This window comes from Paenibacillus sp. MMO-177 (assembly GCF_037147795.1).
Classification (GTDB): domain Bacteria; phylum Bacillota; class Bacilli; order Paenibacillales; family Paenibacillaceae; genus Pristimantibacillus.
Map to the genome: position 1 here is coordinate 310831 of NZ_JBBCUR010000004.1, position 25887 is coordinate 336717.

The 25887-nt window shown below is 52.6% G+C and carries 22 protein-coding genes; 7 read left to right on the forward strand and 15 right to left on the reverse strand.

What is annotated here, in order from left to right:
* Positions 1-417: 417 nt before the first annotated feature.
* Positions 418-1593, reverse strand: a complete 1176-nt coding sequence (locus WFK81_RS16930; protein WP_336787569.1) for a YhgE/Pip domain-containing protein — start codon at positions 1591-1593, stop codon at positions 418-420.
* A 177-nt stretch (positions 1594-1770) separates the two neighbouring features.
* Here WFK81_RS16930 and WFK81_RS16935 point away from each other — a divergent pair, with 177 nt between their 5' ends.
* The gene (locus WFK81_RS16935; RefSeq protein WP_336787570.1) at positions 1771-2388 is read left to right on the forward strand and encodes a TetR/AcrR family transcriptional regulator; all 618 of its coding nucleotides are present in this window, start codon (positions 1771-1773) and stop codon (positions 2386-2388) included.
* A 43-nt stretch (positions 2389-2431) separates the two neighbouring features.
* On the opposite strand, the gene WFK81_RS16940 is transcribed toward WFK81_RS16935, so the two are convergent.
* From WFK81_RS16940 to WFK81_RS16950, 3 genes are all read right to left on the reverse strand, one after another.
* Positions 2432-3871: an aminoglycoside phosphotransferase family protein gene (locus WFK81_RS16940; RefSeq protein ID WP_336787571.1), complete on the reverse strand. Its 1440-nt coding sequence runs from the start codon at positions 3869-3871 to the stop codon at positions 2432-2434.
* A 102-nt stretch (positions 3872-3973) separates the two neighbouring features.
* Positions 3974-4642, reverse strand: coding sequence for a hypothetical protein (locus tag WFK81_RS16945; RefSeq protein WP_336787572.1), 669 nt, complete (start codon positions 4640-4642; stop codon positions 3974-3976).
* A gap of 34 nt (positions 4643-4676) precedes the next feature.
* Entirely contained in the window at positions 4677-5231 is a 555-nt protein-coding gene (locus WFK81_RS16950) for a helix-turn-helix domain-containing protein (protein WP_336787573.1), read from the reverse strand.
* 167 nt (positions 5232-5398) lie between these two features.
* Here WFK81_RS16950 and WFK81_RS16955 point away from each other — a divergent pair, with 167 nt between their 5' ends.
* On the forward strand, positions 5399-6463 hold the full coding sequence (locus WFK81_RS16955) for an LLM class flavin-dependent oxidoreductase (RefSeq protein WP_336787574.1): 1065 nt from the start codon (positions 5399-5401) through the stop codon (positions 6461-6463).
* A gap of 39 nt (positions 6464-6502) precedes the next feature.
* Here WFK81_RS16955 and WFK81_RS16960 read toward each other — a convergent pair whose 3' ends face one another.
* The 4 genes from WFK81_RS16960 to WFK81_RS16975 form a co-directional block, all read right to left on the reverse strand.
* On the reverse strand, positions 6503-7048 hold the full coding sequence (locus tag WFK81_RS16960; protein WP_336787575.1) for a TlpA family protein disulfide reductase: 546 nt from the start codon (positions 7046-7048) through the stop codon (positions 6503-6505).
* 15 nt (positions 7049-7063) lie between these two features.
* On the reverse strand, positions 7064-7759 hold the full coding sequence (locus tag WFK81_RS16965) for a cytochrome c biogenesis CcdA family protein (RefSeq protein WP_336787576.1): 696 nt from the start codon (positions 7757-7759) through the stop codon (positions 7064-7066).
* A gap of 162 nt (positions 7760-7921) precedes the next feature.
* Positions 7922-10996 carry an S-layer homology domain-containing protein gene (locus WFK81_RS16970; protein WP_336787577.1) on the reverse strand — a complete coding sequence of 1025 codons (3075 nt, stop codon included), beginning with the start codon at positions 10994-10996 and terminating at the stop codon, positions 7922-7924.
* A gap of 51 nt (positions 10997-11047) precedes the next feature.
* Complete coding sequence (locus tag WFK81_RS16975; protein ID WP_336787578.1) at positions 11048-11809, reverse strand: hypothetical protein; 762 nt, start codon at positions 11807-11809, stop codon at positions 11048-11050.
* 333 nt (positions 11810-12142) lie between these two features.
* Between WFK81_RS16975 and WFK81_RS16980 the strand changes: the two genes are divergently transcribed.
* The gene (locus WFK81_RS16980; RefSeq protein ID WP_336787579.1) at positions 12143-13510 is read left to right on the forward strand and encodes a dicarboxylate/amino acid:cation symporter; all 1368 of its coding nucleotides are present in this window, start codon (positions 12143-12145) and stop codon (positions 13508-13510) included.
* 48 nt (positions 13511-13558) lie between these two features.
* Here WFK81_RS16980 and WFK81_RS16985 read toward each other — a convergent pair whose 3' ends face one another.
* Positions 13559-14353, reverse strand: a complete 795-nt coding sequence (locus WFK81_RS16985) for a phosphotransferase family protein (RefSeq protein ID WP_336787580.1) — start codon at positions 14351-14353, stop codon at positions 13559-13561.
* A gap of 20 nt (positions 14354-14373) precedes the next feature.
* The gene (locus WFK81_RS16990; RefSeq protein WP_336787581.1) at positions 14374-15018 is read right to left on the reverse strand and encodes a sterol desaturase family protein; all 645 of its coding nucleotides are present in this window, start codon (positions 15016-15018) and stop codon (positions 14374-14376) included.
* A gap of 147 nt (positions 15019-15165) precedes the next feature.
* Here WFK81_RS16990 and WFK81_RS16995 point away from each other — a divergent pair, with 147 nt between their 5' ends.
* Both WFK81_RS16995 and WFK81_RS17000 read left to right on the forward strand, forming a co-directional pair.
* Positions 15166-16374, forward strand: coding sequence for an MFS transporter (locus WFK81_RS16995; protein WP_336787582.1), 1209 nt, complete (start codon positions 15166-15168; stop codon positions 16372-16374).
* 99 nt (positions 16375-16473) lie between these two features.
* Positions 16474-16836: a FlxA-like family protein gene (locus WFK81_RS17000; RefSeq protein WP_336787583.1), complete on the forward strand. Its 363-nt coding sequence runs from the start codon at positions 16474-16476 to the stop codon at positions 16834-16836.
* Positions 16837-16891: 55 nt separating this feature from the next.
* On the opposite strand, the gene WFK81_RS17005 is transcribed toward WFK81_RS17000, so the two are convergent.
* The 4 genes from WFK81_RS17005 to WFK81_RS17020 form a co-directional block, all read right to left on the reverse strand.
* The gene (locus WFK81_RS17005) at positions 16892-18883 is read right to left on the reverse strand and encodes an ATP-binding protein (RefSeq protein WP_336787584.1); all 1992 of its coding nucleotides are present in this window, start codon (positions 18881-18883) and stop codon (positions 16892-16894) included.
* A gap of 160 nt (positions 18884-19043) precedes the next feature.
* Positions 19044-20660, reverse strand: coding sequence for a histidine kinase N-terminal 7TM domain-containing diguanylate cyclase (locus WFK81_RS17010; protein WP_336787585.1), 1617 nt, complete (start codon positions 20658-20660; stop codon positions 19044-19046).
* An 85-nt stretch (positions 20661-20745) separates the two neighbouring features.
* Entirely contained in the window at positions 20746-21477 is a 732-nt protein-coding gene (locus tag WFK81_RS17015) for a class I SAM-dependent methyltransferase (RefSeq protein ID WP_336787586.1), read from the reverse strand.
* A gap of 112 nt (positions 21478-21589) precedes the next feature.
* Complete coding sequence (locus WFK81_RS17020) at positions 21590-22192, reverse strand: TetR/AcrR family transcriptional regulator (RefSeq protein ID WP_336787587.1); 603 nt, start codon at positions 22190-22192, stop codon at positions 21590-21592.
* Between the two features lie 221 nt (positions 22193-22413).
* Here WFK81_RS17020 and WFK81_RS17025 point away from each other — a divergent pair, with 221 nt between their 5' ends.
* Entirely contained in the window at positions 22414-23172 is a 759-nt protein-coding gene (locus WFK81_RS17025) for an SDR family oxidoreductase (protein ID WP_336787588.1), read from the forward strand.
* A gap of 52 nt (positions 23173-23224) precedes the next feature.
* Here WFK81_RS17025 and WFK81_RS17030 read toward each other — a convergent pair whose 3' ends face one another.
* Positions 23225-24124 (reverse strand): LysR family transcriptional regulator, encoded by a 900-nt coding sequence (locus WFK81_RS17030; RefSeq protein ID WP_336787589.1) that lies wholly within the window; start codon positions 24122-24124, stop codon positions 23225-23227.
* 230 nt (positions 24125-24354) lie between these two features.
* Between WFK81_RS17030 and WFK81_RS17035 the strand changes: the two genes are divergently transcribed.
* Positions 24355-25809: an MDR family MFS transporter gene (locus tag WFK81_RS17035; protein WP_336787590.1), complete on the forward strand. Its 1455-nt coding sequence runs from the start codon at positions 24355-24357 to the stop codon at positions 25807-25809.
* Positions 25810-25887 lie beyond the last annotated feature (78 nt).

The following is a 25887-nucleotide window of genomic DNA, read 5'->3' on the forward strand; positions in this document are numbered from 1 at the left end:
CCACGCTGATCCAGCTGTAAGACGGTTTTTCCGTCTTAATCAGACTGTTTGGCCTCGCGCCCCCACGCTGATCCAGCTGTAAGACGGTTTTTCCGTCTTATTCAGCCTGTTTGGCCTCGCGCCCCCGCGCTGATCCAGCTGTAAGACGGTTTTTCCGTCTTATTCAGCCTTTTCTACCTCGCGCCCCCATGCTCATCCCGCTGTAAGACGGTTTTTCCGTCTTATTCGGCGGTTTCCGCCCCTCGTTCTCGCGTCCAGCCCGCTGTAAGACGGTTTTTCCGTCTTATTCGGCCTGTTTGGCCTCGCGCCCCCATGCTCATCCCGCTGTAAGACGGTTTTCCGTCTTAATGCGGGCGAAGCACGGCGGACGTGCAGCAAAAAGGCCGTCCCCCAAACGGGACGGCCTTTTACTTTCCGTTATATAGAGGCGGCGGTTTGCGACGCTGCCGCTTTTCCTTTTTTGACGCCTGCGGCAAGCAGCAGAACCAGGCACCCGCCCGCAATGCTCCATAGGACCGCCGCGTTCGAGCTGACGGCATCCAGCCCGCCGAAGTACATGATTTCCCGCAAGCCGCCTGCCGCAAAGCGAAGCGGCGTCCACGAATATAGCAGGCTTTGCGTCGTATCCGACAGGAATTCGACCGGCATGTTCAGGATTGGCATCGAGAAGAACATGAGCAGGACGAGAATCGCCATGGCCGGGAAGCCTATCCAGTTGAGCAGCATCGATTGCAGCAGGTAGAACGCCGAACCGCTCAGCCATAAGAACAGCCATGTATCTGCCGCATGCGACAGCTCCATGCCGTACCAAGCGTTAGCCATCCATACAATCAGGCCGGAAGCGGCTCCGATCAGCACTAGCCCAATGACTGGCTGCAGCAGGTGAGTTGGCCATTTGCGGCTACCCGCCTTCTTGGCGTTGTTGCTGGCTAGGAACAGCATCATTGCCGTGACTAGACTGCCAATCCACATAATTTGGGTAAGCATCCCCGGCGCGTTGCCGCTTGCGTTATTCGCGCCAACCGGATGAACGGTTTCTTCCTTTACTTGTACAGGAGCCAGCAGAGCCGCTGCCGTAGCAGCCGGAATCTGCTCCGACCGCTGGGACAGCTGCTCAAGCGCCGACTTCGACAACTCGAGCGATACCATCTTCATGACTTGGCCGAGCCCTTGCTTCACAACCGTTGCCGCCTGCGAGTTCATGCCTTCATTGCTGATAATTTGCACGGTTGGGGCGGCAGGCGCCGGGCCCGTCATTGAGGCTACACCGGCGCTCAAATCCTTCGGCAGCACAAGCGCGCCGTAATAATCGCGCGAATCCAGTCCTTTGCGAGCCTCTTCTTCCGAGCCGACAATCTTCCAGCTGATCGGCAGCTGCGTATTAGAGGTTAGCTGCTGCTTCATCATTTCACCCACGGCCAGCTTATCTCCGGTCGGCAGATCAACAGGCTCATCCAGCACAACCAAAGCTACCGGCACATCATGCGGCTTCGAGCCAAGCACGGAACCCATCATCGCAAGTCCAAACACCGTAAGCACAAGCGTAATGACCAGCACGCCAAGCCATAATATTTTCTGTTTAAATATCGTCATCTCACCCTTCATCTCCTATCTATATAAATGAACATCGTGTTGATTAGTGATCACGCTGTTAATTATAATGAGAGACAAAGGAAATACAATAATCATTCCTCACCGTACTGTTTATTACTCACCACATCGGCGCGGTTGTGTTCATTATCCCCGTAAAACCGTAGAGGAGAAGCTGTCATGTCAGAGAAAATCGACCGGAGAAAAGCAAAAACGAAGCAGCAGATCTATGATTCGCTCATGGCTCTTATCGCCGAGAAAGGCTTGGAGCATGTAACGGTTACCGATATTACAAGCCATGCCGACCTGAACCGCGGAACGTTTTATCTGCATTACCGGGATGTGCCCGATATCCTGCAGCAGTTGAAAGATCATGTGTTTAAGAGCATCGAGCAGCTTGTCATCAAACTCGACTTCCGCAAGGCTATGGAGTATGGGGAACGCCGGGAAATCTACCCGCTAAGCGTACAGATCTTCGAGGAGTTTGCAAAGCATGCCGATTTCCTGAAGGTTATGTTTGGCCCAAAGGGCGATCTCTCCTACGCCATACAATTCCGCACGCTGATGACCCGGCATATTTACGAGAAAATCAATATTCCTGAAGCCGCTGATTTGAACATCCGCCGCGACTACGTGGTTGCATATATGACTTCGGCTCATTTCGGCATGCTCATGCATTGGATCGAATGTGATCTGGACCAAACACCTCAGCAGATGGCCAAAATTATGATGAATATCGTGAACTACGGCCCTCTGGTGTCTTTCGGATTAAAGGAGATGCCCCCTGCAAAACCCTAACAAACCAAGAAGAGCCTCCACTCCCTGTGAAGGCTCTTCTTTCTTACCGTTTATACCCGGAATACCACTTCGGCACTAACCGCTCAAAGCCGTCATGGTCCTCCCATACTTTATTTACGCGGTTCAGCATATCCTCCAGTTCCTCCGGACGTACGCGAAGAATCCAGACAATCGAAGACAGAATCGTCAGCGCGATATAGAGCGAATATAAGGCCCAGAAGGAATCCTCAAGCTCCCCTTCCCCGTAATAGCCGTCGATCTGACCAACCGCAAACGGAATACTGGCCTCTACGCTGAAGAAGCCCGCCTTCAGAAACTCATGCACGGGATCTCCCCAGTCAAACCGGTTCACATCAATGACGCCGGATAGCCGTCCATCCTTCACGATGAGGTTGCCGGTATGAAAATCGTCATGCTGCAGCCTGTTCGGGCGCCCCTTCAACAGTCCAAGATTCGCTTCTATAAAGGCTAACAGCTTCTCCTCGAAAGCAACCTTAACGCCGCTCTGCTCATAACCCTCCCGATACCGTCTGTATTTCGCGAGTACGCGGTTCTCCCAAGGCTCGATAGGAGGCGGCGCCTCAATCCGATTGATTTTGCGCAGCTCGGCTCCCGCCTGAAGACCGATCTCATACTGCCGGCTTACGCTTAAGGCCGGGAGCTCGTCTATCGCATCGCCGCCTTCGATGTAAGACAACAGCATGTAGCCAAGCCCCAGCTCCTCCAGCCTCCCCATCGCAATCGGCAAAGAGCACTTTACTTTCTGCTCTCGCAGCTGCTCAAGCACCCGGAATTCCTGCTGCTTTCTTGCTTCCTCTTCGAGCGCATAGGTTCTGAGCACATACACCGCCTGACCATGACGGTCGTAAGCGGTATACTTGCTGTCGCCGGAGTACCCTTTCTGAATGGCTTCCAGTTTCATGCCGTCTTGCAGCTCGGGTATGGCCAATAGCAAATCCTTCATATCCACCCCTCCTTCCGGTAAAAAGCTTATAAAGTCGTCCGCATTAGCACGAATATATTGTGCGACCCGGCGAAGACTGTCCCGGTCCCCGGTCTGGAACCGCCTAAAGCAATCTTCAACCTTCAGGCCGAGCTGATCATCAAGCTCGAGGTCTTTAAAGGTTACTTCGCTTAAGTCACGGCCTTGCCGCACCACATGAACATCAAGCAGCAAGCGAAGCTCCTCTAGAATGCCATGCATCGACTCCGCTCCGAAAAAACGAAGCGCATTCCGGACCCCATCCGCGTACCCGGGCTGGCTGAGCACATGGGCTGACCAGCAGTAGAGCTCCATCGGCGAATGCTTCGCATGGTCATACCAAGCGCTATACATGAACAAAGCTTTTTCCGAACGGTTAAGCCTGGCAAGCGCCTCGGATTTTACCGCCATGCTTTTGCCTCGGACCGCATCGGCCACCGGCCGTATGCAAGCCCGCCTTAACTCGTCGTCCCCAAGCTCATCGAACTGCTTCTTGCTCATCGTAACCAACAAAGAAACACCCCTTTCACAAAAAAGATACGCTGTATCCGGAAAGTTGTTGCACCAAAAAAATCCCTCCATTAACAAAGAGGGATGGGTTGCTTATTGAATGACTATTCCAATGATCAGAATGAGGACTCCGATTATACAAATAGCAGCACTTGATTTCCACACCGCTTGTGCCGCCAGCTTTACTCCAATTGCATTCAATCCGCTGTGAAGAGGAATAAGGACCACAACGAGCCACGGGAAACGCGCCGCAATCAACGTGCAGCCGATATGAAAGGCCGAAGCCCAAATCCGCTCCAATATTCCCCATAGCGGGCTGGCGTGAAGAGTCCCTTGCTGCTCAAGATACTGAATGGCCTGCTTGGCTTTCTCGTCGGTGCGACCAATCAAAGATGCAATTACGGCTACATTGATCATGGTATAAAGAACCTCTATCGCCGCCCAGCCTTGGCCAAAGGATACGGCCCACGAAGCGGTCACGGCAGTGAGTAGCAGCATGATTACGCGTACGGTCTCCTCAAATACGCCCGAGCCGACAATCATCCAGCGCTTAATCGTCTCCTGCGACCGCTTCTGCAGGACCGCTGCCAGCGGCCCGCGCAGCATTAACGCAATAAGCCAGCCTAACGCCCCAAGGCCAAACGCCCGCCATTCCATGCTATACCCCGCGTACCGGAACCCAAGGCCAAACAATAAAGGTACAGCCAAAAAGAACGGAAGAAAAAGAAGTCCCCTTCTCCGAAGCTCTAAATAATCATTCATCTCTATTTCCCCCACAGACAATAGTATAATACGTTTATTTTTTATCGAATGGCTGCTGCAATGCTTCAGGAATAACAATGGTGGAGATCATTCTAAGCTTTCTTCCTTCACTCGGCCCTGCATTCGCATAAGGCTTCATCTGCGCCCGATAAGCCGTCAAGAAGGCTTGATATTCCTCATCGTTCATGTAGAGCTGCACCTGTCGAAAAGAAACCCCGTCCTCTGCCAGATGATAATGCTCCTGCCCGATATAAGCGCCGAAATCGCCAATGAGGGAAGCAACGAATTTCATAAACAGTTCCATATGCTGATCCGATGATTTCTCCGTCAGTTCTTCAGGCGTCAGATCCTCCGCTTGCTTGGCCAGCGAGTACACCTTCTCCACGCTTCCGCGATTTTTCCGTTCCTCAATGACATGAATCAGCCCGGCTTGGCGAAGAATATTTAAATGCCGGTATAAGGTGGCTTGCGGGATGTTTGGCAGCTGCTCGGCCAACTGTTGGGTGGTCCGGCTGCCTTCAGGCAGGAACGCCTGGATGATCCGCATCCGGATAGGGTGCAAAATAAGATCGGCTTTGGGCTGCTTCATCGATTAGCTCTCCTTTCGTTTATTACCATTATCAATAATGATAATAATGACGGAAGTTGTTGTCAATATAAGTTCTCTAAATTTTCCAATTCAATAAATCTGCTTACTATAATTGAGAAACTGTTAAAAACTTAGTACACTAGAAGAAATAAAGGAGGCGGACTTATATGACCGAACCGGCAAACCATTTTGAACTTGGCATTAGTACCTTTCTGGAAGCAAAACCTCATCCGGGCATGGGCGGGGCTTACAGCCACGCGGAACGGATCCGCAATAGCGTAGAGGAAATGATTCTGGCCGACCAGGTTGGCCTTGATGTATACGGAATCGGGGAGCATCATCGGCAGGATTATGCGGCAAGCGCGCCTCATGTCATTCTTGCGGCTGCGGCCGCGCAGACAAAGCATCTCCGTCTGACCAGCGCCGTTACCGTATTATCGTCGGACGACCCTGTGCGCGTGTACCAAGGCTTCTCCACCGTTGACGCGATCTCGAACGGCCGTGCGGAAATTATGGCGGGCAGAGGCTCTTTTATCGAATCATTCCCGCTCTTCGGCTACAGCCTCGAGGATTATGACGAGCTGTTCGACGAGAAGCTGGAGCTGCTGCTCCAAATTACGAAGGAAGAGAAAGTCACCTGGCAGGGCAACCATCGCGCCGCGATTGATAACCTAGCAGTCTACCCGCGTGCGGTGCAGGACCCGCTTCCGGTCTGGATCGCAACCGGCGGCAACCCGGAGTCGGCCATTCGCGCGGGCGTGCTAGGCCTTCCCGTCTGCTTCGCGATCATTGGCGGCATGCCGGAGCGGTTCGCTCCGCTTGTTGAGCTCTACAAGGAAGCTTATACCCGTGCAGGCCATGATCCGAAAAAAATGCAAATCGGTACTCACTCGCACGGCTTCATTAGCGACACGGACACAAGAGCAACCGAGCTCTTCTACCCTGCCCAGCAGGCGATGATGAACGTAATCGGCCGCGAACGCGGATGGCCGCCATACACCTTCGAAGCTTACGATGCGGCTCGCAGCATGCGCGGAGCGCTTTATGTCGGCGAGGCGGAATATGTAGCGGAGAAAATTATTTTGCTGCATAAGAACCTGGGCTTAACCCGCTTCTTCCTGCATCTCGACACAAGCTCCATTCCGCATAAGGATATGATGCGCGCCATTGAGCTCCTCGGCACCAAAGTAGCGCCGATTGTCCGTAAGGAAATCGCTGCTTCAGCGAAATAAAGATAAAAAGTGCGGGCCTGCTGAAGGCTCGCACTTTTTTTATGGAAAGAGAGGATCAATTGCCGTCCGCATTTCCTCCTCCGTCATATGGCCAACCCTTCTGAAAACCACATCGCCCGATTCGTTCACCAGGATAGAGACAGGGATCGATTTGATGCCATAGGCATACGTGACGCTTTTATCCGAATCCAGCACCACCGGAAAATGATATTGCTTCTCCGAGATATACTTAGCCACTTCCCCACGTTCCTCCCCAACGTCAACGGATAAGACAACAAGCCCTTTATCCTTATAATCCTGATACACCTTCTCCAGCGCCGGCATCTCCTTGTCGCACCATTTGCACCAGGTCGCCCAGAAATTAATGTAGACGGGCTTTCCCTTCAGTCCGGACAGCGTTACCTCCTTGCCGTCCAAATCCTTCAGGGTAAAGTCAACCGCCGGCTCTTTGGCTGCTTTTGCCTCCGTATTCGCCGACGCCGATGCGGCAGCATCCGTCTTGATACTATAGTTTTTAGTCACGTAGAGCGAGAGCAGCACGAACCCAATAACCGCCCCGATCAGAAGCCAGGTTGATTTTCTCACGGCTTACCTCCCTCCCTATAGTTGAATAAGTCCGGCATACTTGCTGAATACCTCCAGCTGATTCGTAAACACTAGCACGCCCATCAGCATCATGACGAGTCCGCTTGCAACCGAGATCTTCGGGAGATGCTTTGTCACTTTCCGAAGGTACGCGGATAGATTATCGATCAGCACGGCAGACAGTAAAAAAGGAACGGCGAGCCCAAGCGCATACACGGAGAGCAGAAGCACTCCCTTCCCAAGGGTCGCCATGCTTCCGGCATAGATTAGAATGGAGGACAGAATCGGGCCGATGCAGGGCGTCCACCCGACGGCAAAGGCCATGCCCAATACGAGCGCTCCCGTTTTTTTCCCGGGTGAACCGCTTGGCAGAAACCGCTTCTCGGAATAGAGAAGCTTGATTCGCAGAAGCCCGGTCATATGCAGGCCAAAAACAACAATCAGCGCTCCGCCGATCTGCTGCACGAGCCGCATATGCTCGGACAGCAACCGGCTGACGGAGCTGACGGATATCCCAAGCAGGACAAACAGAATCGAGAAGCCGAGAACAAACAGCGCCGTCTGCGAAATAACCGTCAGCTTGTTGGAGCTATCCTTTAGATCGGTGGCCGAGGTGCCCGCGATATAGCTGAGATAGACCGGAATGAGAGGCAGAACGCAAGGCGATAGGAAAGACAGTAGTCCCGCCGAAAAGGCTAATAAAATATCCATCACATTTCACCGCCGAACATGCGAAAATGGCTGCGCCAGTAAGAATTGCCGCAAAAAGCTATAGCCGTTCTTTTTAAGAGGCGCAGCATACGTTTCGCGAATGTCTTATATTTCGGAAAAAGGGCGGCCAAGTCGGCCGCCCACCTTTTCTTTAAGTTTCCATTACTTGGACAACAGATTATACAGCACTTGCGCCGCTTCCGCTCTTGTCGATACGCCTTCCGGATTCAGCTTATTGCCGCTTCCTTTAATAACGCCAGTCTCAACAAGCGCCGTAAAGGCGGTTTGCGCATAACCGGCAATATCTGCTGCATCCGCATAGGAGGATACGGCTGCGCCAGTCTTGGCCGTTGGCAGCTCGCCTAATTGCTCAAGCGAACGGTACAGCAGCGTGAACAGCTCTTGACGCGTAATTTTATTATTTGGATTAAATTTGTTATCGCCCGTGCCTGTTGCGATGCCAAGACGCTTCGCGGCAGCCAGGTAATTCGTGTAGTACGTCTTGCCCGCGTCCGCAAAGTTCGCCGCGCCGGCTGCTTCCGGCTCAATTCCGTATGCCTTCAGCAGGAGAACGATGAACTGGCCTCTTGTCAGCTCCGCATTTGGACTGAAGTGATCGGCATCGGTACCGCCGGTAATCTCGCGGGCAGCCAGGAAGCTGACCGCATGATGGAACCAAGCTGCTGCCGGCACGTCCGCAAAGCCTACTTTATTGAAGCCGATAATGTATTGCGAGAAATGAGTAGTTGTGAAATCCACGGTTCCCGTTGCCGCATTGTAATGACCGCGAATCGTTTGCAGCTCGCCGGAATCCGCAAGGTAGTACACCACGATCGATTCGGCATTTTCACCGGCTTTCAGCGTGTACGGAAGGCTTACCTGCACCTTGCCGCCGCCAAAGTTCGAAATTTGCTTATCGCCTGCAAAGAGAGACAGATCGTACACCGGACGGTCGCCCAATACGACCTTGCCCTCTTCCGTCAGCTCGAACTTTGATACGATAACGCTGATATCTCCAGACAATGCGTTGCCGCTAATGCTTTGTACCGCTTTCGAATCAAACGTTACGCTGCCAATCGACAGATCCGCCTGCACCGATGCTTTGGTGCTCGATGCAATCGAATTGAAGGAGTCTCTTGGGATCGTCAGCTGTGTAGAAGTAGTATCCGCAGTTCCAGGCACCTGGAATCCGATCACGGCCGCTTTGCCCGCCGCTTCCGCTTTGGACGCTTTCGTAATAAGGCTTGCTACGTCGCTTGCCGAAACCGCCGCAACCGTCTCACCCGTTGCCGGATCGGTAGTACCCGTAACCTTAACCGTGTTCACCGCATCGACAGGCACTGGTGTTGGTGTTGGCACCGGTGTTGATGGTGTCGATGGCGTTGGCGTTGGTGTTGGCGTTGGTGTTGGATCAGTACCAACATAAGCCGGAACAACGACGTCTACCGCTTGACCTGCTGCGTAAGGGACAGCCGTTGGCCCCGTCTGAGCGTTAGTTGGGCCGTTAAACCCGTTTTTCGCTGCATATCTAACCGAATAAGTACCAGCCGCAAGACCTGTGATCGCGTCGCCGGATACCGCGGTATATGCCGAATCGGCAGCGCTTTTCAGCTTGTATTCCAATGCTTTGTTTGTTGTGCCCGTAATTTGGCCGTTATTGTTCGCGCTCGAAGTTGGCGCTACGCCAGTCAAGCCGGTTGGCGTTACTTCCAGACGCGTGAGCAATTTATTCAGCGCGTTTGTGTAATTCGTATAATTGCGTATCGTGCCGTCAGCTACGGCATAATCGGGCTGAATGTTTTTCCAGGTGTACATCAATTCCACGTGGCCAAGAATTGGCGCTTTGCTGCCGTCGGCGTTCACGTTGTCCTTGTTGTAGGCAAACAGGTAAGGAACCTGCAGCTTGTTGGCAACAACGTTATTGCCGTTTTCCGTATAGTTGACGTTATTGGATGCCGGCAGGTATTGCGTCTTGATGTTGGTCAGATACGTATTGACCAGATCCACATACAGCTTCGCTAATGGATGGTTTGTATCGCGTACCTGCAGGAAGGTGCTGTTATGCGGATCCGCGCTTGGATCAAGCACCGAGATGCCCGCATCCAGCTTGGTATCCCAGAAGTAGACTTTATCGACGTTGTACTTCTTTGCGTACTCGTTAATGAAGCGGATTGCCGCCTGCGTATTCGGGCACCACGAGCCGCCGAACAGAATGACATAGTTGCCTTTGCTTTGCAGCAAATGAGTCAGCTCATTGTAAGTGACATGCTCGTAGACAAGCTCGCCGTCATCGCCAACGACTTGACCGTTTTCCTCATGCGTCGGGAAAATGTCGCGTCCGACCGTTTTATCCTCATGCTTGTTAAATGCCGGAGCGATAAAGTCCCAATTGGTGAGGCTGTCGTAATCGGCAGCCGGTACTTTATTAAATACATTCAGAACCTGTGCCTTATAGCTGTCGACCTTCGCCGTATCCAGCGCATCGCCGTCGTTTGGATCGGCCGTCAGGAAATCGTTCCAAGTATAATTCGCGGAAGAACCGTGCTTCTCAAGCGAAGCGATAATTGGCGCGGCGTTGCCATCGCCATCCTTGTGATCCTTGTCATAGATGAACAGGAACGGAGACTCGATTTTTTTCGCCTCGCCGCTCGCAATGACCGTAGAAGGCGTCGTTACCGTACCGCCGCTTTCCTTTTGCGGTGACTTCTTGCTGTAAGTAATAGTAGCGTCGGTATTGGCATTGAGGTTCGTCAAATACTTGTCTACCAGCTCCACGTACAGCTCGTTGAAATCATAGAAGTTGGTTGTGTTTGTCGTTACGCCTTGCGAGGTGGATGTAACCACCTTGGTATACGGAGCAGCCTGCTGCTCGGCAATATCAACCGAATCGCCATCCAGCTTCGTATCGAAGTTGTAGATGGTGTCTACGCCATATTGCTTCGCAACCTGGTTAATGAAGCCGATATCCGCCTGCGTCTCGTCGCTCCAGGCTCCGCCGAACAAGACGGCATATGTACCTTTGCTGTCCAGCAGCGTAACCAGATCCTCGTAAGTAACCGTCTTGAGAATATGGTTCGCGTCGTTCAAATGCGGGTAAACATCACTGAAATAATCATAATGGCTGACTGCGCTATTAAAGCTGCTTACTTCCGCGGCGCGTACCGTGCCGGCCTGGAAGACCGGCAGCACTAACGCGGAGGCGAGCAAAACGGATAGTGTGCGATTAAATGTTTTCATGTGTATATACTCCTCTCCCTATTTGACCCATTTGTCTGGTAAAAAAGCCGATTAGCAGCTTTCGCCGTCTACCGCGCAATCCTCATTCGAAGACGAAGGCGCCGTAGAAGGAGACGTGGAGGATCCGCCGGAGGAGCTTGTCGAGCCGGAAGAGGACGAGCTGCTTGCCGGAGCTTTTACGGCTGGGGTCTTAGGCTGCGACTCTTCCTGCTTGACAAACGTAACTTTTTTGCCCGAATCATCCGATTGGCTTGCGGCAGGCGCCGAAGCCTCCGGCTTGCTTGCAGCCGGCGTGGATTGTGCCGGTTTGGCGGCTGGAGCCGGCGTTGCTGCGGGAGCAGCTGAAGTTGTTGCGGACGGCTTGGAGGATGCCGCCGGCTCGGAAGCGTTGATTGAAGCCGGCTTCGATGCGGCTGGAGATGCCGGAGCCGGAGTGGAAGCGTTTTGGACGGCTTCCGCGGAGCTTGCTTTCGCTGTTTTCGCTTCTGCTTTCGTCTCTTCCGCTGGTGCAGCGGTTGGCTGCGCCGATTGAACCTCAGCAGCTTGAACGGCTGGCTCCTGAGCTTGCGTCTCGGCAGCTGCGATAGTTACTTCTGCTGTAGCCTGCGGTTCAGCCGCTGCGGCTGTATTGGTTGTATCTGCTTGCGGCGGCGGCTCAACAGCCGTTGCAGCAGGCGCTTGGCCATCCGCTGCAGCAGGCTTCGTGTCGGAAGCGTCCTTGTTCGCATAAACGGCAGCATAAGTCAGCGATGAGAAGACTACGGCGGCGGCTACGAAAGTAACGGTCAATTTGGAGCTAAACCATTTTTTCATGATGATACTCATCCTTTCCCTTTTGGTTTTAGGAGGCTCATTCAGTAATTAGGCATAAAAAAAGATCCAATGCCCGCATCTAGTGATGCTTGAACATTGAATCTCTGGAGGTCCAGTCGACTAATCTCTTATCCGAATTACGTATGATGTTCCGATTTCTAACCCTATCTTAGGATGTCAGAGATTGGATGTCAACCATTTCTTAATAATTTCCCATAGAAATAGTCGGATATATTTTTTTTCCAATAAAACAATTGACAATTGCTTCAGACGTTTGTAAATTATTGAATTGTAATTCCCATCAAACAACTTGGATTAGGGGGTAATAGTAAGATGGATAAAATAGATAACAACCTGCTGCTAGCTATCGAGACGAACTGGTACAGCTTTGTTACCGCCATTTTTGTCTTTGCTTTTCTGTATTTCTTGGCACGCAAACGTGTCGGCTTCGGCACGCGGGTGCTTGTCGGATTAGGGCTGGGGCTGGTCGTCGGGATCCTGTTCCAGAACCTCGATTCCCTGGAGATCAAAGGGATCACCACCTTCGGCAGCATCTATATCAGCTTGATCCGGATGCTCGTTATTCCGCTTGTATTCGTTCTTGTATTGAATAGTATCGCTTCGCTCACAAGCTTGGACTACCTGCGCAAAATCGGCTTCAAGACGTTCGCCTGGTTTCTTGGCACAACCGGTATCGCATCCGTTATTGGCTTACTGACCGCTCTGGTATTCAGCCCGGGCAAAGGCATCCAGCAGCCGGCCGCAAGCGATGCGGCAACGCGCGAGATTCCGACGTTCTCGGACGTTATTCTTAGCCTTGTCCCTTCCAACCCGGTTAGCGAAGCGGCGGACGGCAAGGTTGTTCCGATTCTGATCTTTGCGATTTTCCTTGCGGTAGCCATCATTAAGGTTGGTTCGAAAAACGAAGAGGCCGTCAAGCCGGTTCGCGACCTTATCAAATCGGCTACCCAAGTGCTGCATCAAGTCGTTAAATTCGTTATCCGCCTTACGCCTTACGGCGTATTCGCCCTGATTGCCGGCGTCGCGGCCAAATACGGCTGGGATACCTTGCAGGAGCTCGGCAGCGTTATCGTAACCTCGTATGTTGCCCTTATTATTCATTTTGTGCTTGTGTTTGGCGGTTTGGTGCTCTTCGTAGCAAAGGTTAATCCGCTCAAGTTCTTCAAAAAGGTGTACCCGACGGTGGCCGTTGCCTTCACGACCCGAAGCAGCTATGCAACGTTGCCCATTAACCTGGAAGTCATTACGAAGCGTCTTCATGTCTCGCCGAAAATCGCGAGCTTTGTTGCGCCGCTTGGCGCATCCGTTAACTTCAACGGCTGCGGCGGCGTATGGCCGGCGATTGTCGCCGTCTTTACCTCGCAGGCGTTTGGCATTCAGCTTGGCCTGACCGACTACGTCGTGCTTGTATTCGTAAGCATCATCTCTTCCATTGGCGTTGCGGGCGTTCCCGGACCGGCTGTTATTTCGACAACGGTTGTTCTTACCGCGCTTGGCCTTCCGCTTGAGGCGCTTGCGATTGTTGCCGGCGTTGAAGCTCTGATCGACATGGCCCGTACAGCCGTTAACGCAACAGGCACATCGGTAACTGCACTTCTCGTAGCCAATTCCGAAGGCGAATTCGACCGCGATGCCTTCAATAAAGACGACGATGAAGAAATCGCGCTAAACGCCGTGTAATTTGAAAAAGCCGCCTTTTCCCGCATAATGCGGAAAAGGCGGCTTTTTTCATTTGCAGGTTTTGAGCTGCCGGTCAATAAAGGACAGCAGCCATTCCCGCTCCCCGGGAATTTGCTCGCGAAGTCTTGCGGCGGCGACAGGCAGCCGCCAGCGGTCGATTGCTTCTCTTTCCGCTCCCGTCAGCCTGCAATATTCGGACAAATAAGCTTCGTTCAGCCGCTGGCCGGTATCCGGAGGGATCGACAGAGGAGGCATCGAAACAAACGGCGACAAGAACATCATGGAGGTTCTCGCCACGTCGCATAACGGGTCGCCCGAATTGGCATCCATCCAGTCGATAACCGTCAGCCGGCCGCCCGATTGGAGCACGTTGTCCGGATGCATGTCGCCGTGACAGACCGATTCGCCCTCCGGCAGATGCTCCAGCTCCGCTAGTACCGGCTCCACCCGGTCTCCCAGAAAAGAAGCGGACTGCCGCACAAACATGCCCATCCGGTCCTTCTGCCTTGGCAGACGGGATGCCCTGCAGCGGTGAATGTCTGCATGCAGACGGGCAAGAACGGTACTGTAATGTTCCGCCTGGTCCATATCGTGCAGCATAATGGCCAAGAGGGATGGTCCCGCGATCCTCTCGTAGACCAGCCCGGTTCTCCCATCCACCTCAACCTGTCCAAAAACCTCAGGCGCAGGTACGCCTGCCTGATGAACGGCCGTACCAATCTCCGCCTCGTAATGAAGCCAATCCTTTGGAATGTTCCCGTAATAAAGCTTCACGACCTGCCCCTCGCCCCATTCATAGACCTCGGCCGTCATGCCTTTTCCGATTAATTGTCCTACAGTCATCCTTGTCCTCCTTCATGCGGTCAGGACGATATCGTCCGGCCGCGGTTTTCCAGATTCTTGGCGGTAGCGCTTGTTGGTACGTCCTTCTCTTCTTTTAACGTTCCGAAGATGGCATCCACAAGCGGCGTCGATACGCCGTACCAATAGTTCTCGTTCTTGAAGTGATGGAGCAGATGCATCCGTTTATTCCATTTCCAGAATCTCGTCTTGGGCTGGATCGGCCGGTGCGCGACATAATGCTTCCACTCATAGACGAGCAGCATCGCCACAAGCCCGGCGGCGAAGGCAAGAGTGAATTCAAGCGAGCCCGCGATCAGATAGAAGAGGAGCGCAAATGCGCCAAGGTTGGGCAGGCTGTACCAGACCGGCAGGAACAGCAGCTTCAAATCATGCGGATCCGTATGATGGTCATAATGCAGACGCTTCAGAAACCGGAGGAATAGCGGGTTTTTGGGCGCCTTCAGATGAAAGAAGAACCGGTGGGTCAAATATTCGCTGAACATAAATCCGATAAGGCCAACACCGAAGAATACCGGGCTGTACCAGGTCAGGGTTGCGATCACCGCCCACGCCGTCAAACCCATCAGCACCGCTGTCATCATCATAATATCCGCATGCAAAAAATAGTCGCGGTAAAGCCCCTTTTTGCCCATTTTTAACCCCATCCTCCGCCCCGTTTAGATGTAAGCCCTTACTTCTTATCTTACCAGTAATTTTACAAAAAATGTTCTTGCTTATATGACTGCGAAGCGAAATAATAGGGTTTATTATTCAACAAGATGCATGCTCATCAGAAAGGTTGGCTTTACCTTATGGAAGTCTCGCAACAATTAAACAGCAAGCAAGTCTTGAAAGGGCAAGCCGGGAAGGAGCCGTTCCCGATCTCCGTCCTGTCACTGACCGTTGGCGCCTTTGCAATCGGCATGACCGAGTTTGTCATCATGGGCATTCTTCCGAATGTCGCGAGCGACCTGAACGTCAGCATCTCTGCGGCCGGCCAGTTGATTACGATGTACGCGCTTGGCGTAGCTGTCGGCGCTCCGATCATGACGATTCTGACGAGCCGGATTCCGCAGAAAAAGCTGCTTTGCATTCTTATGCTGCTCTTTATTCTCGGCAACGGCCTGTCGGTTGTAGCGCCCAATTACGCCGTTCTGATGATCGCGCGGATGATTACGGCTCTGACCCACGGTACTTTCTTTGGAGTTGGCGCGGTTATTGCCTCTAAGCTCGTAAGAGCGGATAAGCAGGCAGGCGCCGTTTCGATTATGATGGCCGGTCTCACGATCGCCAACATTATCGGCGTCCCGATCGGCACCTATATCGGCCAGAATTGGGGCTGGCGCGCTTCCTTTGGCGCAATCGCCGCCATGGGCGTCCTTGCTCTAATCGGCATTATGATCTTTATTCCGAAGCTCAAGCTAAGCAAGCAGGTCAGCGTCCTTAAGCAGCTATCAGCGATTGCGAGACCAAAGCTGCTCGTTTATTTGCTGATCGCCGCACTAGGCAACGCCGGACTGTTTGCGGTATTTACGTATATTACGCCGCTCCTCACGGACATTACCGGATTTGCGGAGCATAACGTGACCTGGATTCTGATTCTGTTCGGAATCGGCGTAACGGTCGGCAATATTGTGGGCGGCAAGCTGGCCGACTGGAAGCTGATGCCCTCCATTCTTGGCCTCTATCTGACTATTGCCGTTGTGCTGACGGTCTTCACCTTCACCGTTCATAACGAGATCGCTGCGGTGATTACGATCTTCCTGTGGGGAGCGGCATCCTTTGCCGTATTCCCGGGGCTTCAAGTACGGATTATGAGCCTGGCGCAGTCCGCTCCGGCACTGGCATCGACGTCCAGCCATTCGGCCGGCAACCTCGGCAATGCCTCCGGCGCCTTTATCGGCGGCTGGGTCATTACCCATCTTTCCCTTGGAGCGCTGCCATGGGTAGGCGCCATCCTGGTTGGCCTTGCCTTGGTGCTTGGGCTGCTCAGCTACCGCACGGATTCCAAGAATCCCTAACGTATTCAGCTAACTTTCAGGCTGCGTTCATCCTCCGTTCATGTTCGAAACCGATAACCTTCATGTAGACGAAGACTTACACGGAAGGAGTGAGCGGAGATGAATATTTCATCATCATCCATCTCGCAATCAAGCGCATCGTATACGTCCCAGAGCAGCGCTTCGGACACCGGCTCGCTGGAGAAACAGCTGGAAAGTCTCGAGAAGCAGTTAAAGGAAGTTGCGCAGAGCAAGGACGACGAGAAGACCAAGCAAACCAAGACCCAGCAGCTGCAGCAGCAGATTCAGCAAATTCAGCTGCAAATCGCCCAGAAGAAATCGCAGGCGGATAATCAAGCGGACGGCCAACAGCAAAACGCAAACCGGCAAGCGGCTGCCGGCAGCCAGCTTGGCGTTAACACCAGCCGGAACAACCCGGCGCTTAACGGTACGACCGGCAATAATCTCGACATTCGGATTTAAGCAAGAACAACAACCCTCTGGACTGCGGCAGTCCAGAGGGTTGTTGCATGTTAGGCTAGGCCGGCAGCCTGACGGTAGCCGTCGTTCCGATATTCGGCTCGCTCGTAATCGATAGAGTGCCGCCATGGGATTGAATGATTTTGAAGCATACGGTAAGCCCAAGTCCGGTTCCCGTATCTTTGGTTGTATAGAACGGCTCGCCTAAACGGTCAATGACATGCTGGGGAATGCCAACTCCCTGGTCAATAATGTCGATGACCATATAACCTTTATAATCCTTCCTCATATGTACATGAAGCTCCCCGCCGTCAGGCATGGCTTCAATCGCGTTTTTCATCAGGTTCACGAGTACCTGCTTGATCTGATTGGCATCGCATTGGACAAGCGGCAGATCCGGGCTTTTCTCGGCGGATATGCTGACATTCGTAATGATCGCTTGAGACTGCATAATCGGAATGATATCGTCCAGCAGAGAACCCATGTCGCAGCTATTCATCTGCTGCCACTGATGCGGCTTGGAGAGCAGCATAAATTCGCCTACGATGTAGTTAATCCTCTCCAGCTCGGTCAGCATCATATCGAAATAATGGCGGTTCTGGTCCGTTGTTCTCCGATGAAGCAGCTGGGTGAACCCTTTCAGCGCGGTCAGCGGATTGCGGATCTCATGGGCAACCCCTGCCGCCAGTTGGCCGATAACGGACAGCTTCTCCGACCGGATCAAATGCTGCTCCGACAGCTTGCTCTCCGTCACATCCAGCAGCAGTCCGGATATGGCCGGTTTTCCTTTGAAGAAGGCGGGAGCCGCCTGCATTTCGAGGAACAGATCCATTTGATTCGACTTCCTTGCAGCAACAGCAAGCCTGGAGGACTGGTTCATTCGGCAGATCTCGTTAAATTCCTGCTTTAAGCGGTCGCGGTCTGCTTCCAGCAGGAAGCTTGCAAGCGGCTGGCCAAGCATCTGGCCCGGCTCGCAGCCAAACATGCTCTCCCCTTGCGGATTCATGTAGACCAACCGGCCGTTTTGCTCAATAAATACGCCAAGCAGCGAGCTCTCCACGAAATTATCGTAATTGACCCGCGACTGCATGAGAGCCGCCCCTGCCGATTCCAGCTCGTAAATGCCGACCGACAGCCGGATGGCAAGCAGCACAACGGTTACAATCGCGCCTATGCTAATAATCGAAAAGTCGCCAAGCCGGCAAATGACGGCGATAAGCGCCGCGCAGACAAAGATGATAAGCGCATATCGCCTCATAAAGGTCTGCTTGGACTCATTGCCCGGCCGGAGAGGAGAACTCCGCGCCTCCTTATCCGGCAGAGCGGCAAAACCGATAAACATCATGCCGATAATCCAGCAGAAGTCGGCAATCCAGGACCATTGCTCGCCTGCGGCAGCGTAGGATAACAGATAGACAAATGCCGTGTTGCCTAGTAATTTGATCAAAAAGCCGCTCAGCAGAAACATGTTGGCCCGGTTGGAAATGATCTTCTTGCCGTACCAGCTGAAGAACAGCAACAAGAATACAATGACGGCATTAAAGGAAGAGTTAAACATGTAATAACCGACAACATTCCGGTTAACATGATGATGGGACAGGACCGGTTCAATCAGAAACTTCCAATAAAGCGTGGAAGCCATCGTGCCGTATAATAAAATATCGAGTACAAATCGGAACGCCAGGTTGGAACGACGATGCTGGTACTGCATGTAGAGAGCAATAAGAAAGAACAAATATTGAAGTCTCCATAACAGCTCCGGAATGCCCAGATAATCGGGCCCGGCGCCCCTCATGAGCGTTACAATGGTCCAGATGAGCTGGGCAACAAAATAAAACAGGAGCCCCAGCCCGTAATAAAGCCAATATTTCGCCTCTTTGCCTGAGGCTCTCAGCAGGAGGACCGCCGCATAAAGGGCGGATAAGGTTTGAAGAATATGGCTAACCGCCTCCCCGGCAAAGGAATCTCTCCGCAGAAATAGAAGCCAGCCCGCGCATAACAGCAATAGAATGATTCCGAAATAAACCGCAAAGCTCCTGCCGCGAAACAATCATGGACCTCCCTTCGCCTGCTTACAACATTTTCTAATTCCTTTACATGCTATAATACGATTTCATCTACCAAAATCCTCCTTTCGCCCGCATTTCAAACAATACTTCTGTAATATACCCGGCTTCCCGACACCGATTAACGAAAAAAGCACCTCTCCCTCATCGGAGAAGCGCTTTTTTGCCAGTCTCTATATCTGCCAGCCGGACCGTATTGCGTCCGCTGTTTTTTGCTTCATACAGGGCATTATCGGCTGCCTTCAGCAGCTGATTGATGCCTCCCCCCGCTTCCTTGCAGCCTGCTCCCGCCATGGCGACCCCAAAGCTCGCCGTCACGGATAAGGGATGCTCGGAAGAAGCCGCCGCCATCCTCTGCGCGGCAATCTCGCCGCGGATCCGCTGCGCTGCGGCTTCCGCCTCCTCGCGGGACAAACCGGGCATTGCGACCACAAACTCCTCGCCGCCGTACCGGCCAAACACATCCTCCGGACGAAGCAGCTGCCGGCAGATGTTGACGACATGCAGCAAGGCGCGATCTCCAACGTCATGGCCGTAAGCATCGTTAATCTGCTTGAAATGATCGATATCGAACAACAGCAGGGCAAGAGGCTCGTCCTTCTCAGCGGATTGATGCAGGAGCGCCTCGCTTAGATGAATAAAGTGAAGCCGGTTAAAGATCCCCGTCAGACCGTCATGATAAGCGAGCACCCGAAGCTGCTCCTGAAGCCGCACCCTCTCCGTCACGTCAATCATAACGATCAGCTTGCTCGTCTCCGGGCCCCTTCTCTTCCGGATAAAGGAGGAGCGGATCTGATAATAGTAGGACTGCTCGCCGACGGTCCACTTCACCTCATCGTAGGTACGGGGAATATCTTCGCCTGCTTCCGTATCCAAGCCGAGCATCGAAAAATCCGTGTGCAAGGCAAGCAGCGGCTCAATCGCCTGCCCAAGCGCGGAAGTTGTAAGCTCCGGAAGAATAGCTGCGGCGGCGGGGTTAAAGTCGACCAGCCGATTATTGCGGTCCAGAACCAGTACCGCGTCGTTCATGCTCTCGAACAGCGTATCCCTGGCGACCGGCGCTACATTAAGCATTCCCTTCGATACGAGCCCCCACATATACAAAGCCGCCGTAATGGCCATAATGACGGGGATCGGATCAATGCCGTCCGGCGTCAGGTTGCCGAGGTAGAGGAAATCGCCGGCGATCGGCAGGAGTAGTCCCGCCAGCATCGTCATATGCTGAAGGCGGTAAGATGACCGCATCCGGTTCCAATAGATCAGCAGCAGGGCGACCCCGCCAATCATGCAGCCAAACGTATAGCCGCCTTGAATGATATACCAAGGCCCCGCGTTTAAATCGACTTTATGAATACCTTCGGCAATTTGCAATTCAACGGAGCGGTAATAGAAATGATGAAGGTCGTTAGTCATAACAAGCACCAGCGTGATAAAAGGCATCAGGTACATCAAATACCGCAGCTGCCATTTCAATAACCTTTCCATTCCAAGGAAATACATGATCAGCATCAGACTGACCGGCGGGATAAACGGCATCCCCAAGTACTCTACCGCAATCCAGAACTTCACTTCCTTAAGCGTACCGGCGGACAGCTCTAAAGCGGAGCCAAATATATAGATGGCCGAAAGAAAGCACATCGCAATAAAGGTTCTGGCCATCGCCTGCTTGGAACGGTTCATAAACACGTAAATTCCCATTATGATATTAATAACACCGGCTGTAACCATTAGAGTCAAAACAGCAGAATAAGGTGTTCCCATGCTAGATGCGCTCCGTTATGAAAGATTAGCTCTTGCAACTGATCGTAACACAAATAACGGCAAATGTGGGCGGTTCCCGAAATTTCTATTTGCGTGCGGTCACCAGCAGGAACATCGGACGGCGCGTCTCATCCTTCATCTCCGCATATTGCTCCAAAGCCTCTTGCGAGGGGCCAGGTTCGGCAACCTTTGCAATGCGGAATCCAGCCTGGATGAGCGCATTCATAATGGTCGATAAGGTGCGGTGATACTTGATAACATCGGTGTCCAGAAAACGGGCGGTACGCGAGCCTTCGTCCTGGTAGTTGTCGACCGGCCAGTGCAGCCGCTCTCCCGATGGACCATAATGCCAGTCCTGCGCGGCAACGGCCGTAAAGACCGGATGCTCCATGGACAGGACAAAGCTTCCTCCCGGAGCCAGACTGTCGTAAATCTTGCGGCAAGCTCCCGCGAAATCCTCGACGTAATGGAGCGCCAGCGAGCTGATGACGACATCAAACTCTCCGGGCTCGAAAGAAATATCTTCGATAGCCGCCTGGCGGTAGGTGATCGCGGCATCCTCGTTAAATGATTTGGCGCGCGCGATCATTTTCTCCGAAATATCGATTCCCAGAACGGAACGGGCGCCTTGCTCCCGCGCATAGCGGCAGTGCCAGCCATATCCGCAGCCAAGATCCAATACCCTCTTATCCTTCAGGTCCGGAATCATTGCGCGCAGAACATGCCATTCCCCCGCAGACTCCAGACCGCCGATCGAACGGGCCATCTGGCCGTATTTATCGAAAAAATCCGGATCATCGTATTTGTTTTGCTTCATCGCTTTCCACTCTCCCTTTTATCCGTCAGCCTCTCCAGGCCTCTTCGACATAATTCTATATAAAATGAGTATAACCTTTTCTCTTCCGCACCGGCTTTCCCGGTTCTTCCTATCAAATTGGTTTTTTCTTTGTCCTTGCAACGGACGGCCGCCATTGTATAAGCTTCACGAGCTGCTCCTGCATGTAAGCCGGAGAGTAGGGCAGGCCATTTTCTATCCAGTAGAAAATCAGTCCGAGCAGCGCATGATTCGAATAAACGGACAGCAGCTCGGCATTAATCCCTTCCAGTGTCGGATGCTCCAGCTCATCCCTTGAAATCTGCTGAATGGCGGTGAACATTTTCTCTCTCAGATGGGAATGCGCGTTGCTCTTCAGCAGCAGGGTATAGAGCTCGGCATGCTGCTGAATATGCTCGAAAATTTTAACCGAATGGGCCGGCAGCTCATGAATGCGGAAGTACTCCTCGTTCTCGTAAGGTGCGCGGAACGATTGCAGCAGCTCCCCGATCAGACCATGAATGATATCGTCCAGCAAGGCTTCCTTGCTGTCGTAATGGGAGTAGAAGGTCCCGCGGTTATAATTGGCAAGCTCCACAATCTCCGTAATGGAGATGTCATCGAAATCCTTTTGCTTCATAAGCGTCAGCAATGCCTGCTTTAACGCCTCCCTGCTGCGGATCACTCTCCTGTCGACCGTTTTATGATAATCCGGCATGCCATCCCTTCCTTTTTCCAAAAAGTTTTTTTCAACAAACGGCGGCCGTTTGTTCGTTAACGCACATTTCGCGAGGTTTTACTGATTGAGGCTTGCTCCACAGCTTTATTATACTAAAAACAAACAGTTGTACTTATAACCAACAGCTGTTGAAAAACATTTTCTAAGCCTTCGCAGGAAGGACAAGCATACAAGCCAATTGAAACCGGGAGGAATTAACAATGAGACTATCGGGTAAAGTTGCAGTTATTACGGGCGCCGCTTCGGGTATGGGCAAGGCGATTGCCGAGCTGTATGCAGCGGAAGGAGCAAAGGTGGTCGTATCCGACCTTCGCGCGGACACCGCTCAAACCGTCGTTGACGGTATCGAAGCAAAAGGCGGTACGGCGGTTGCCGTGGCAGCCAACGTTGCGAAAGAAGAGGATGTACAACAGCTGATCGATACGGCGGTAGAGAAATTCGGCACGGTCGATATTCTCGTTAACAACGCCGGCATTATGGACAACTTTGTTCCTGCCGCCGATTTGACGGACGAGCTATGGGAGCGGATCTTCGCTATCAACACGACGGGCCCAATGCGGACCATCCGCAAAGTCCTTCCGCTTTTCCTCGAGAAAAAAGCAGGCGTTATCGTAAATATCGCATCCGCAGGAGGCTTGTTTGGTTCCCGCGCCGGCGCAGCCTACACAGCCTCGAAGCATGCCGTAGTTGGCCTGACGAAAAACGTCGGCTTCCAATACGCCACGCAAGGCATCCGCTGCAATGCCATCGCTCCAGGTGGCGTAAATACGAATATCGGCACTTCGATCAATGCTCCTAATCCGTTTGGCATGGAACGCGCTATGGTTGGCATTCAGGTGAATCCTCGCGCGGGCGAGCCGGAAGAGATCGCCAAGGTTGCCTTGTTCCTGGCTTCCGATGACGCAAGCTTTGTGAACGGTACCGTAGTAACGGCCGATGCAGGCTGGACGGCTTACTAAAAATTTATTGCTATCAAACAAGCGTCAGCCGCAGCGGGCTGGCGCTTTTCTTTTAGACTTCAATATAATCGAGAAACTTCCGCGCCAGCCGCTGCTGGCTGCCTCTCTTCGAATAAATGCCGCCAAACGTGCCGCTCGCATCCAGGCGATAGCCGGCCAGCGGAACCGCCACGATCCTTCCGCTCTCCACATACGGATCGTCCCTCAGCATAAGGCTGGACATCAGACTGATGCCAAGGCCCTCCGCAACGCTGCGCTTTATGACTTCGGGGTTGGTTGTCGTGAAAATAACGTTGATCCCGCCGCATACCTGCTTAATATCCTCCGTCACCCCGTCCCAAAAGCTGCTTGCCGACATAATAAACGCATAATTGGCCAAATCCTTCAGCATAAGCTCCTTGTTCAAAGCCAGTAACGAATCCTTGGGTACGATGACCTGAAGCTCTCCTTTATATTGAAAGGAGTGAAAGGCAATCGGTCCCGGCAGTCCGTCACTTGTGTATTGGCTAAGAGAAATTAATCCCAAGTGGGCCTTGTCATGAATGATCCGGTCGATCACAATCCGGCTCTCCAACTCGACAACCATCACCTTGATTTGGGGATAATCCTTCTTGAAACTCGCCAGCGCCTTAGGCAAAAAGGTCATGCTTAGGCTCGGGATCGTCGCGATGATTAGCTCGCCCTTATAAACAGAAGTAATCGCCTGCACCTCATCCTTGATTTCGTCGACCTTCACCAGAATTTCGAGCACCTTCTTGATGATCGTTCTTCCGTCCTCGGTTGGCACGGTACCGCTTCGGGAACGCTTGAAAAGCGGAATGCCGATTTCCTTCTCCAAGAGCGAAATGGACTGGCTGATGGCGGATTGGGACACATGAAGATTTTGCGCGGCCAGCGACATGGAATTCGTCTCGAATACTTCCTTCACATATTCCAATTGTTCGATATTCATGGACTTACCTCCGCCCTTTACATTAGCGTTGCTTATATGACCATCAATAATAGATGGTATCCGATCTGAATTCATTATATTATAATCGACCTCATGTGAGAAAAACTTCTATCGAAGTCCTTCGAAGATGAGCGACGGCGTTAAAAGGTGGTTTGTATCGCCAATAAATAAGTTTTCGGGTCGAAAACTTATACTTTCTTATGTGGAGAAAAGTGGAGTGTGAGGCATTTATGAATGCGAAGCAAGATGGCAGCCGGTTCTGGTTCGTTATACTCGCGATCTTTTTCGGCAACTTCTCTTCGATCTTGAATTCGGGAACGGTAACGGTTGCCCTGCCCTTCATGATGAAGGATCTTCATTCGGACCTGAACGATACACAGTGGGTAACAACCGGCTTTATGCTCGCTATGGGGTCAATTGCCCCTATTGTTGGTTACTTGGGGGATAAAATCAGCTATAAGCGGCTTTACATGTTCTCGTTGGTCGGCTTTCTGATTTGCTCGATCTTGTGCGGCTGCTCCTGGAATATCGGTTCCCTTGTCTTCTTCCGGATCCTGCAGGGTTTGTTCTGCGGAGCGATTCTGCCGGCAACGTTAACGATCGTTTATCAGGCGGTTCCGGCGGAAAAGCAAGCGCTTGGCGTCAGTCTATGGAGCGTAGCCAGCATGTTTGCGCCGGCCATTGGCCCAACTCTTGGCGGCCTGCTGACGGAGTATTACGGCTGGAAGGCGATCTTTTTCATGAATATCCCGCTTGCGCTATTAGCCATCGTGCTGGCATCCCGTTACCTGCCCATGCAGCAGGCCAACAAAGGCAGCTCCCTGGATCTAGCCGGATTGCTCACTGCCGTAACGGGCAGTACGGCCCTAATGATGTATTTCACGCAAGGGAATAAAATAGGCTGGATTTCCGGCTGGGGAATCCTATGGATTACGCTTGGCGTAGTCAGCATTGCCTTGTTCGTCTGGCGGGAGCTGACGGCGAAAGCGCCTCTCCTTAATCTCCGGGTTTTCAAGCACACAACCTTCACCTTTGGCACTATCGTGAACTGCATTTTGACCATCGGGTTGTACGCGGGCGCCTTCTTGCTCCCGATCTATATGGAAAATGCCCTTGGCTCCTCTTCCTTGACGGTAGGGCTTATGATGCTGCCGGGCGCTTTACTCATGATAGGAGCTTCTCTGCTGTCGGGGCGGCTGCACGGGAAAATTCGTCCGGAATATCCGCTGCTAGGCGGCGCCTTTCTGCTCATCATCGCGACATGGGCGTTCAGCCGTCTATCCCTGACAACGTCCTACGCGTTTATCATCGGCTGGATGATCTGTCGTTATGTCGGGCTAGGCTTCTCGTCCCCGAATATCATGACGCTCTCGATGAGCGCCATTCCGAAGGAATCTACCGGTCATGCTTCCGCGATTACGAACTGGCTTCGCCAGGTCATTGCTTCCTTTGCGATCGGCATATTCAGCTCGGTTTATTCGGTCCGGACGCAGACGCATTTCACCGAGCTTAGCTCAAGCGGCGCGGTGAAAGCCTCCCTGCAGGAGACCGCTTCCGTCCTCGCCATGAACGATACGTTTATCGTCGCTTGCGTAGTTACGGTTGTTGCGATTCCGTTTATTCTTGTTCTGAGCTCCCGCTCCCGCATCAGCGGCAGAAAGGAAGCTTCGACCGTTTCCAAATAATATCGGAAAACCCCTCTATATCGGCATAGAGGGGCTTTCGCCATCTGAAAATGATATAATTTACCTTATACAAGCCCG

Excerpts from the sequence above, each read along its gene's own strand:
- WFK81_RS16940 (WP_336787571.1), bottom strand. The coding sequence starts at position 3,871 with ATGAGCAAGAAGCAGTTCGATGAGCTTGGGGACGACGAGTTAAGGCGG.
- WFK81_RS16995 (WP_336787582.1), top strand. The coding sequence starts at position 15,166 with ATGGAAGTCTCGCAACAATTAAACAGCAAGCAAGTCTTGAAAGGGCAA.
- WFK81_RS17000 (WP_336787583.1), top strand. The coding sequence starts at position 16,474 with ATGAATATTTCATCATCATCCATCTCGCAATCAAGCGCATCGTATACG.
- WFK81_RS16990 (WP_336787581.1), bottom strand. The coding sequence starts at position 15,018 with ATGGGGTTAAAAATGGGCAAAAAGGGGCTTTACCGCGACTATTTTTTG.
- WFK81_RS16955 (WP_336787574.1), top strand. The coding sequence starts at position 5,399 with ATGACCGAACCGGCAAACCATTTTGAACTTGGCATTAGTACCTTTCTG.
- WFK81_RS16945 (WP_336787572.1), bottom strand. The coding sequence starts at position 4,642 with ATGAATGATTATTTAGAGCTTCGGAGAAGGGGACTTCTTTTTCTTCCG.
- WFK81_RS17010 (WP_336787585.1), bottom strand. The coding sequence starts at position 20,660 with ATGGGAACACCTTATTCTGCTGTTTTGACTCTAATGGTTACAGCCGGT.
- WFK81_RS17030 (WP_336787589.1), bottom strand. The coding sequence starts at position 24,124 with ATGAATATCGAACAATTGGAATATGTGAAGGAAGTATTCGAGACGAAT.
- WFK81_RS16985 (WP_336787580.1), bottom strand. The coding sequence starts at position 14,353 with ATGACTGTAGGACAATTAATCGGAAAAGGCATGACGGCCGAGGTCTAT.
- WFK81_RS16980 (WP_336787579.1), top strand. The coding sequence starts at position 12,143 with ATGGATAAAATAGATAACAACCTGCTGCTAGCTATCGAGACGAACTGG.
- WFK81_RS16935 (WP_336787570.1), top strand. The coding sequence starts at position 1,771 with ATGTCAGAGAAAATCGACCGGAGAAAAGCAAAAACGAAGCAGCAGATC.
- WFK81_RS17035 (WP_336787590.1), top strand. The coding sequence starts at position 24,355 with ATGAATGCGAAGCAAGATGGCAGCCGGTTCTGGTTCGTTATACTCGCG.
- WFK81_RS16965 (WP_336787576.1), bottom strand. The coding sequence starts at position 7,759 with ATGGATATTTTATTAGCCTTTTCGGCGGGACTACTGTCTTTCCTATCG.
- WFK81_RS17020 (WP_336787587.1), bottom strand. The coding sequence starts at position 22,192 with ATGCCGGATTATCATAAAACGGTCGACAGGAGAGTGATCCGCAGCAGG.
- WFK81_RS16970 (WP_336787577.1), bottom strand. The coding sequence starts at position 10,996 with ATGAAAACATTTAATCGCACACTATCCGTTTTGCTCGCCTCCGCGTTA.
- WFK81_RS17025 (WP_336787588.1), top strand. The coding sequence starts at position 22,414 with ATGAGACTATCGGGTAAAGTTGCAGTTATTACGGGCGCCGCTTCGGGT.
- WFK81_RS16975 (WP_336787578.1), bottom strand. The coding sequence starts at position 11,809 with ATGAAAAAATGGTTTAGCTCCAAATTGACCGTTACTTTCGTAGCCGCC.
- WFK81_RS16950 (WP_336787573.1), bottom strand. The coding sequence starts at position 5,231 with ATGAAGCAGCCCAAAGCCGATCTTATTTTGCACCCTATCCGGATGCGG.
- WFK81_RS16930 (WP_336787569.1), bottom strand. The coding sequence starts at position 1,593 with ATGACGATATTTAAACAGAAAATATTATGGCTTGGCGTGCTGGTCATT.
- WFK81_RS17015 (WP_336787586.1), bottom strand. The coding sequence starts at position 21,477 with ATGAAGCAAAACAAATACGATGATCCGGATTTTTTCGATAAATACGGC.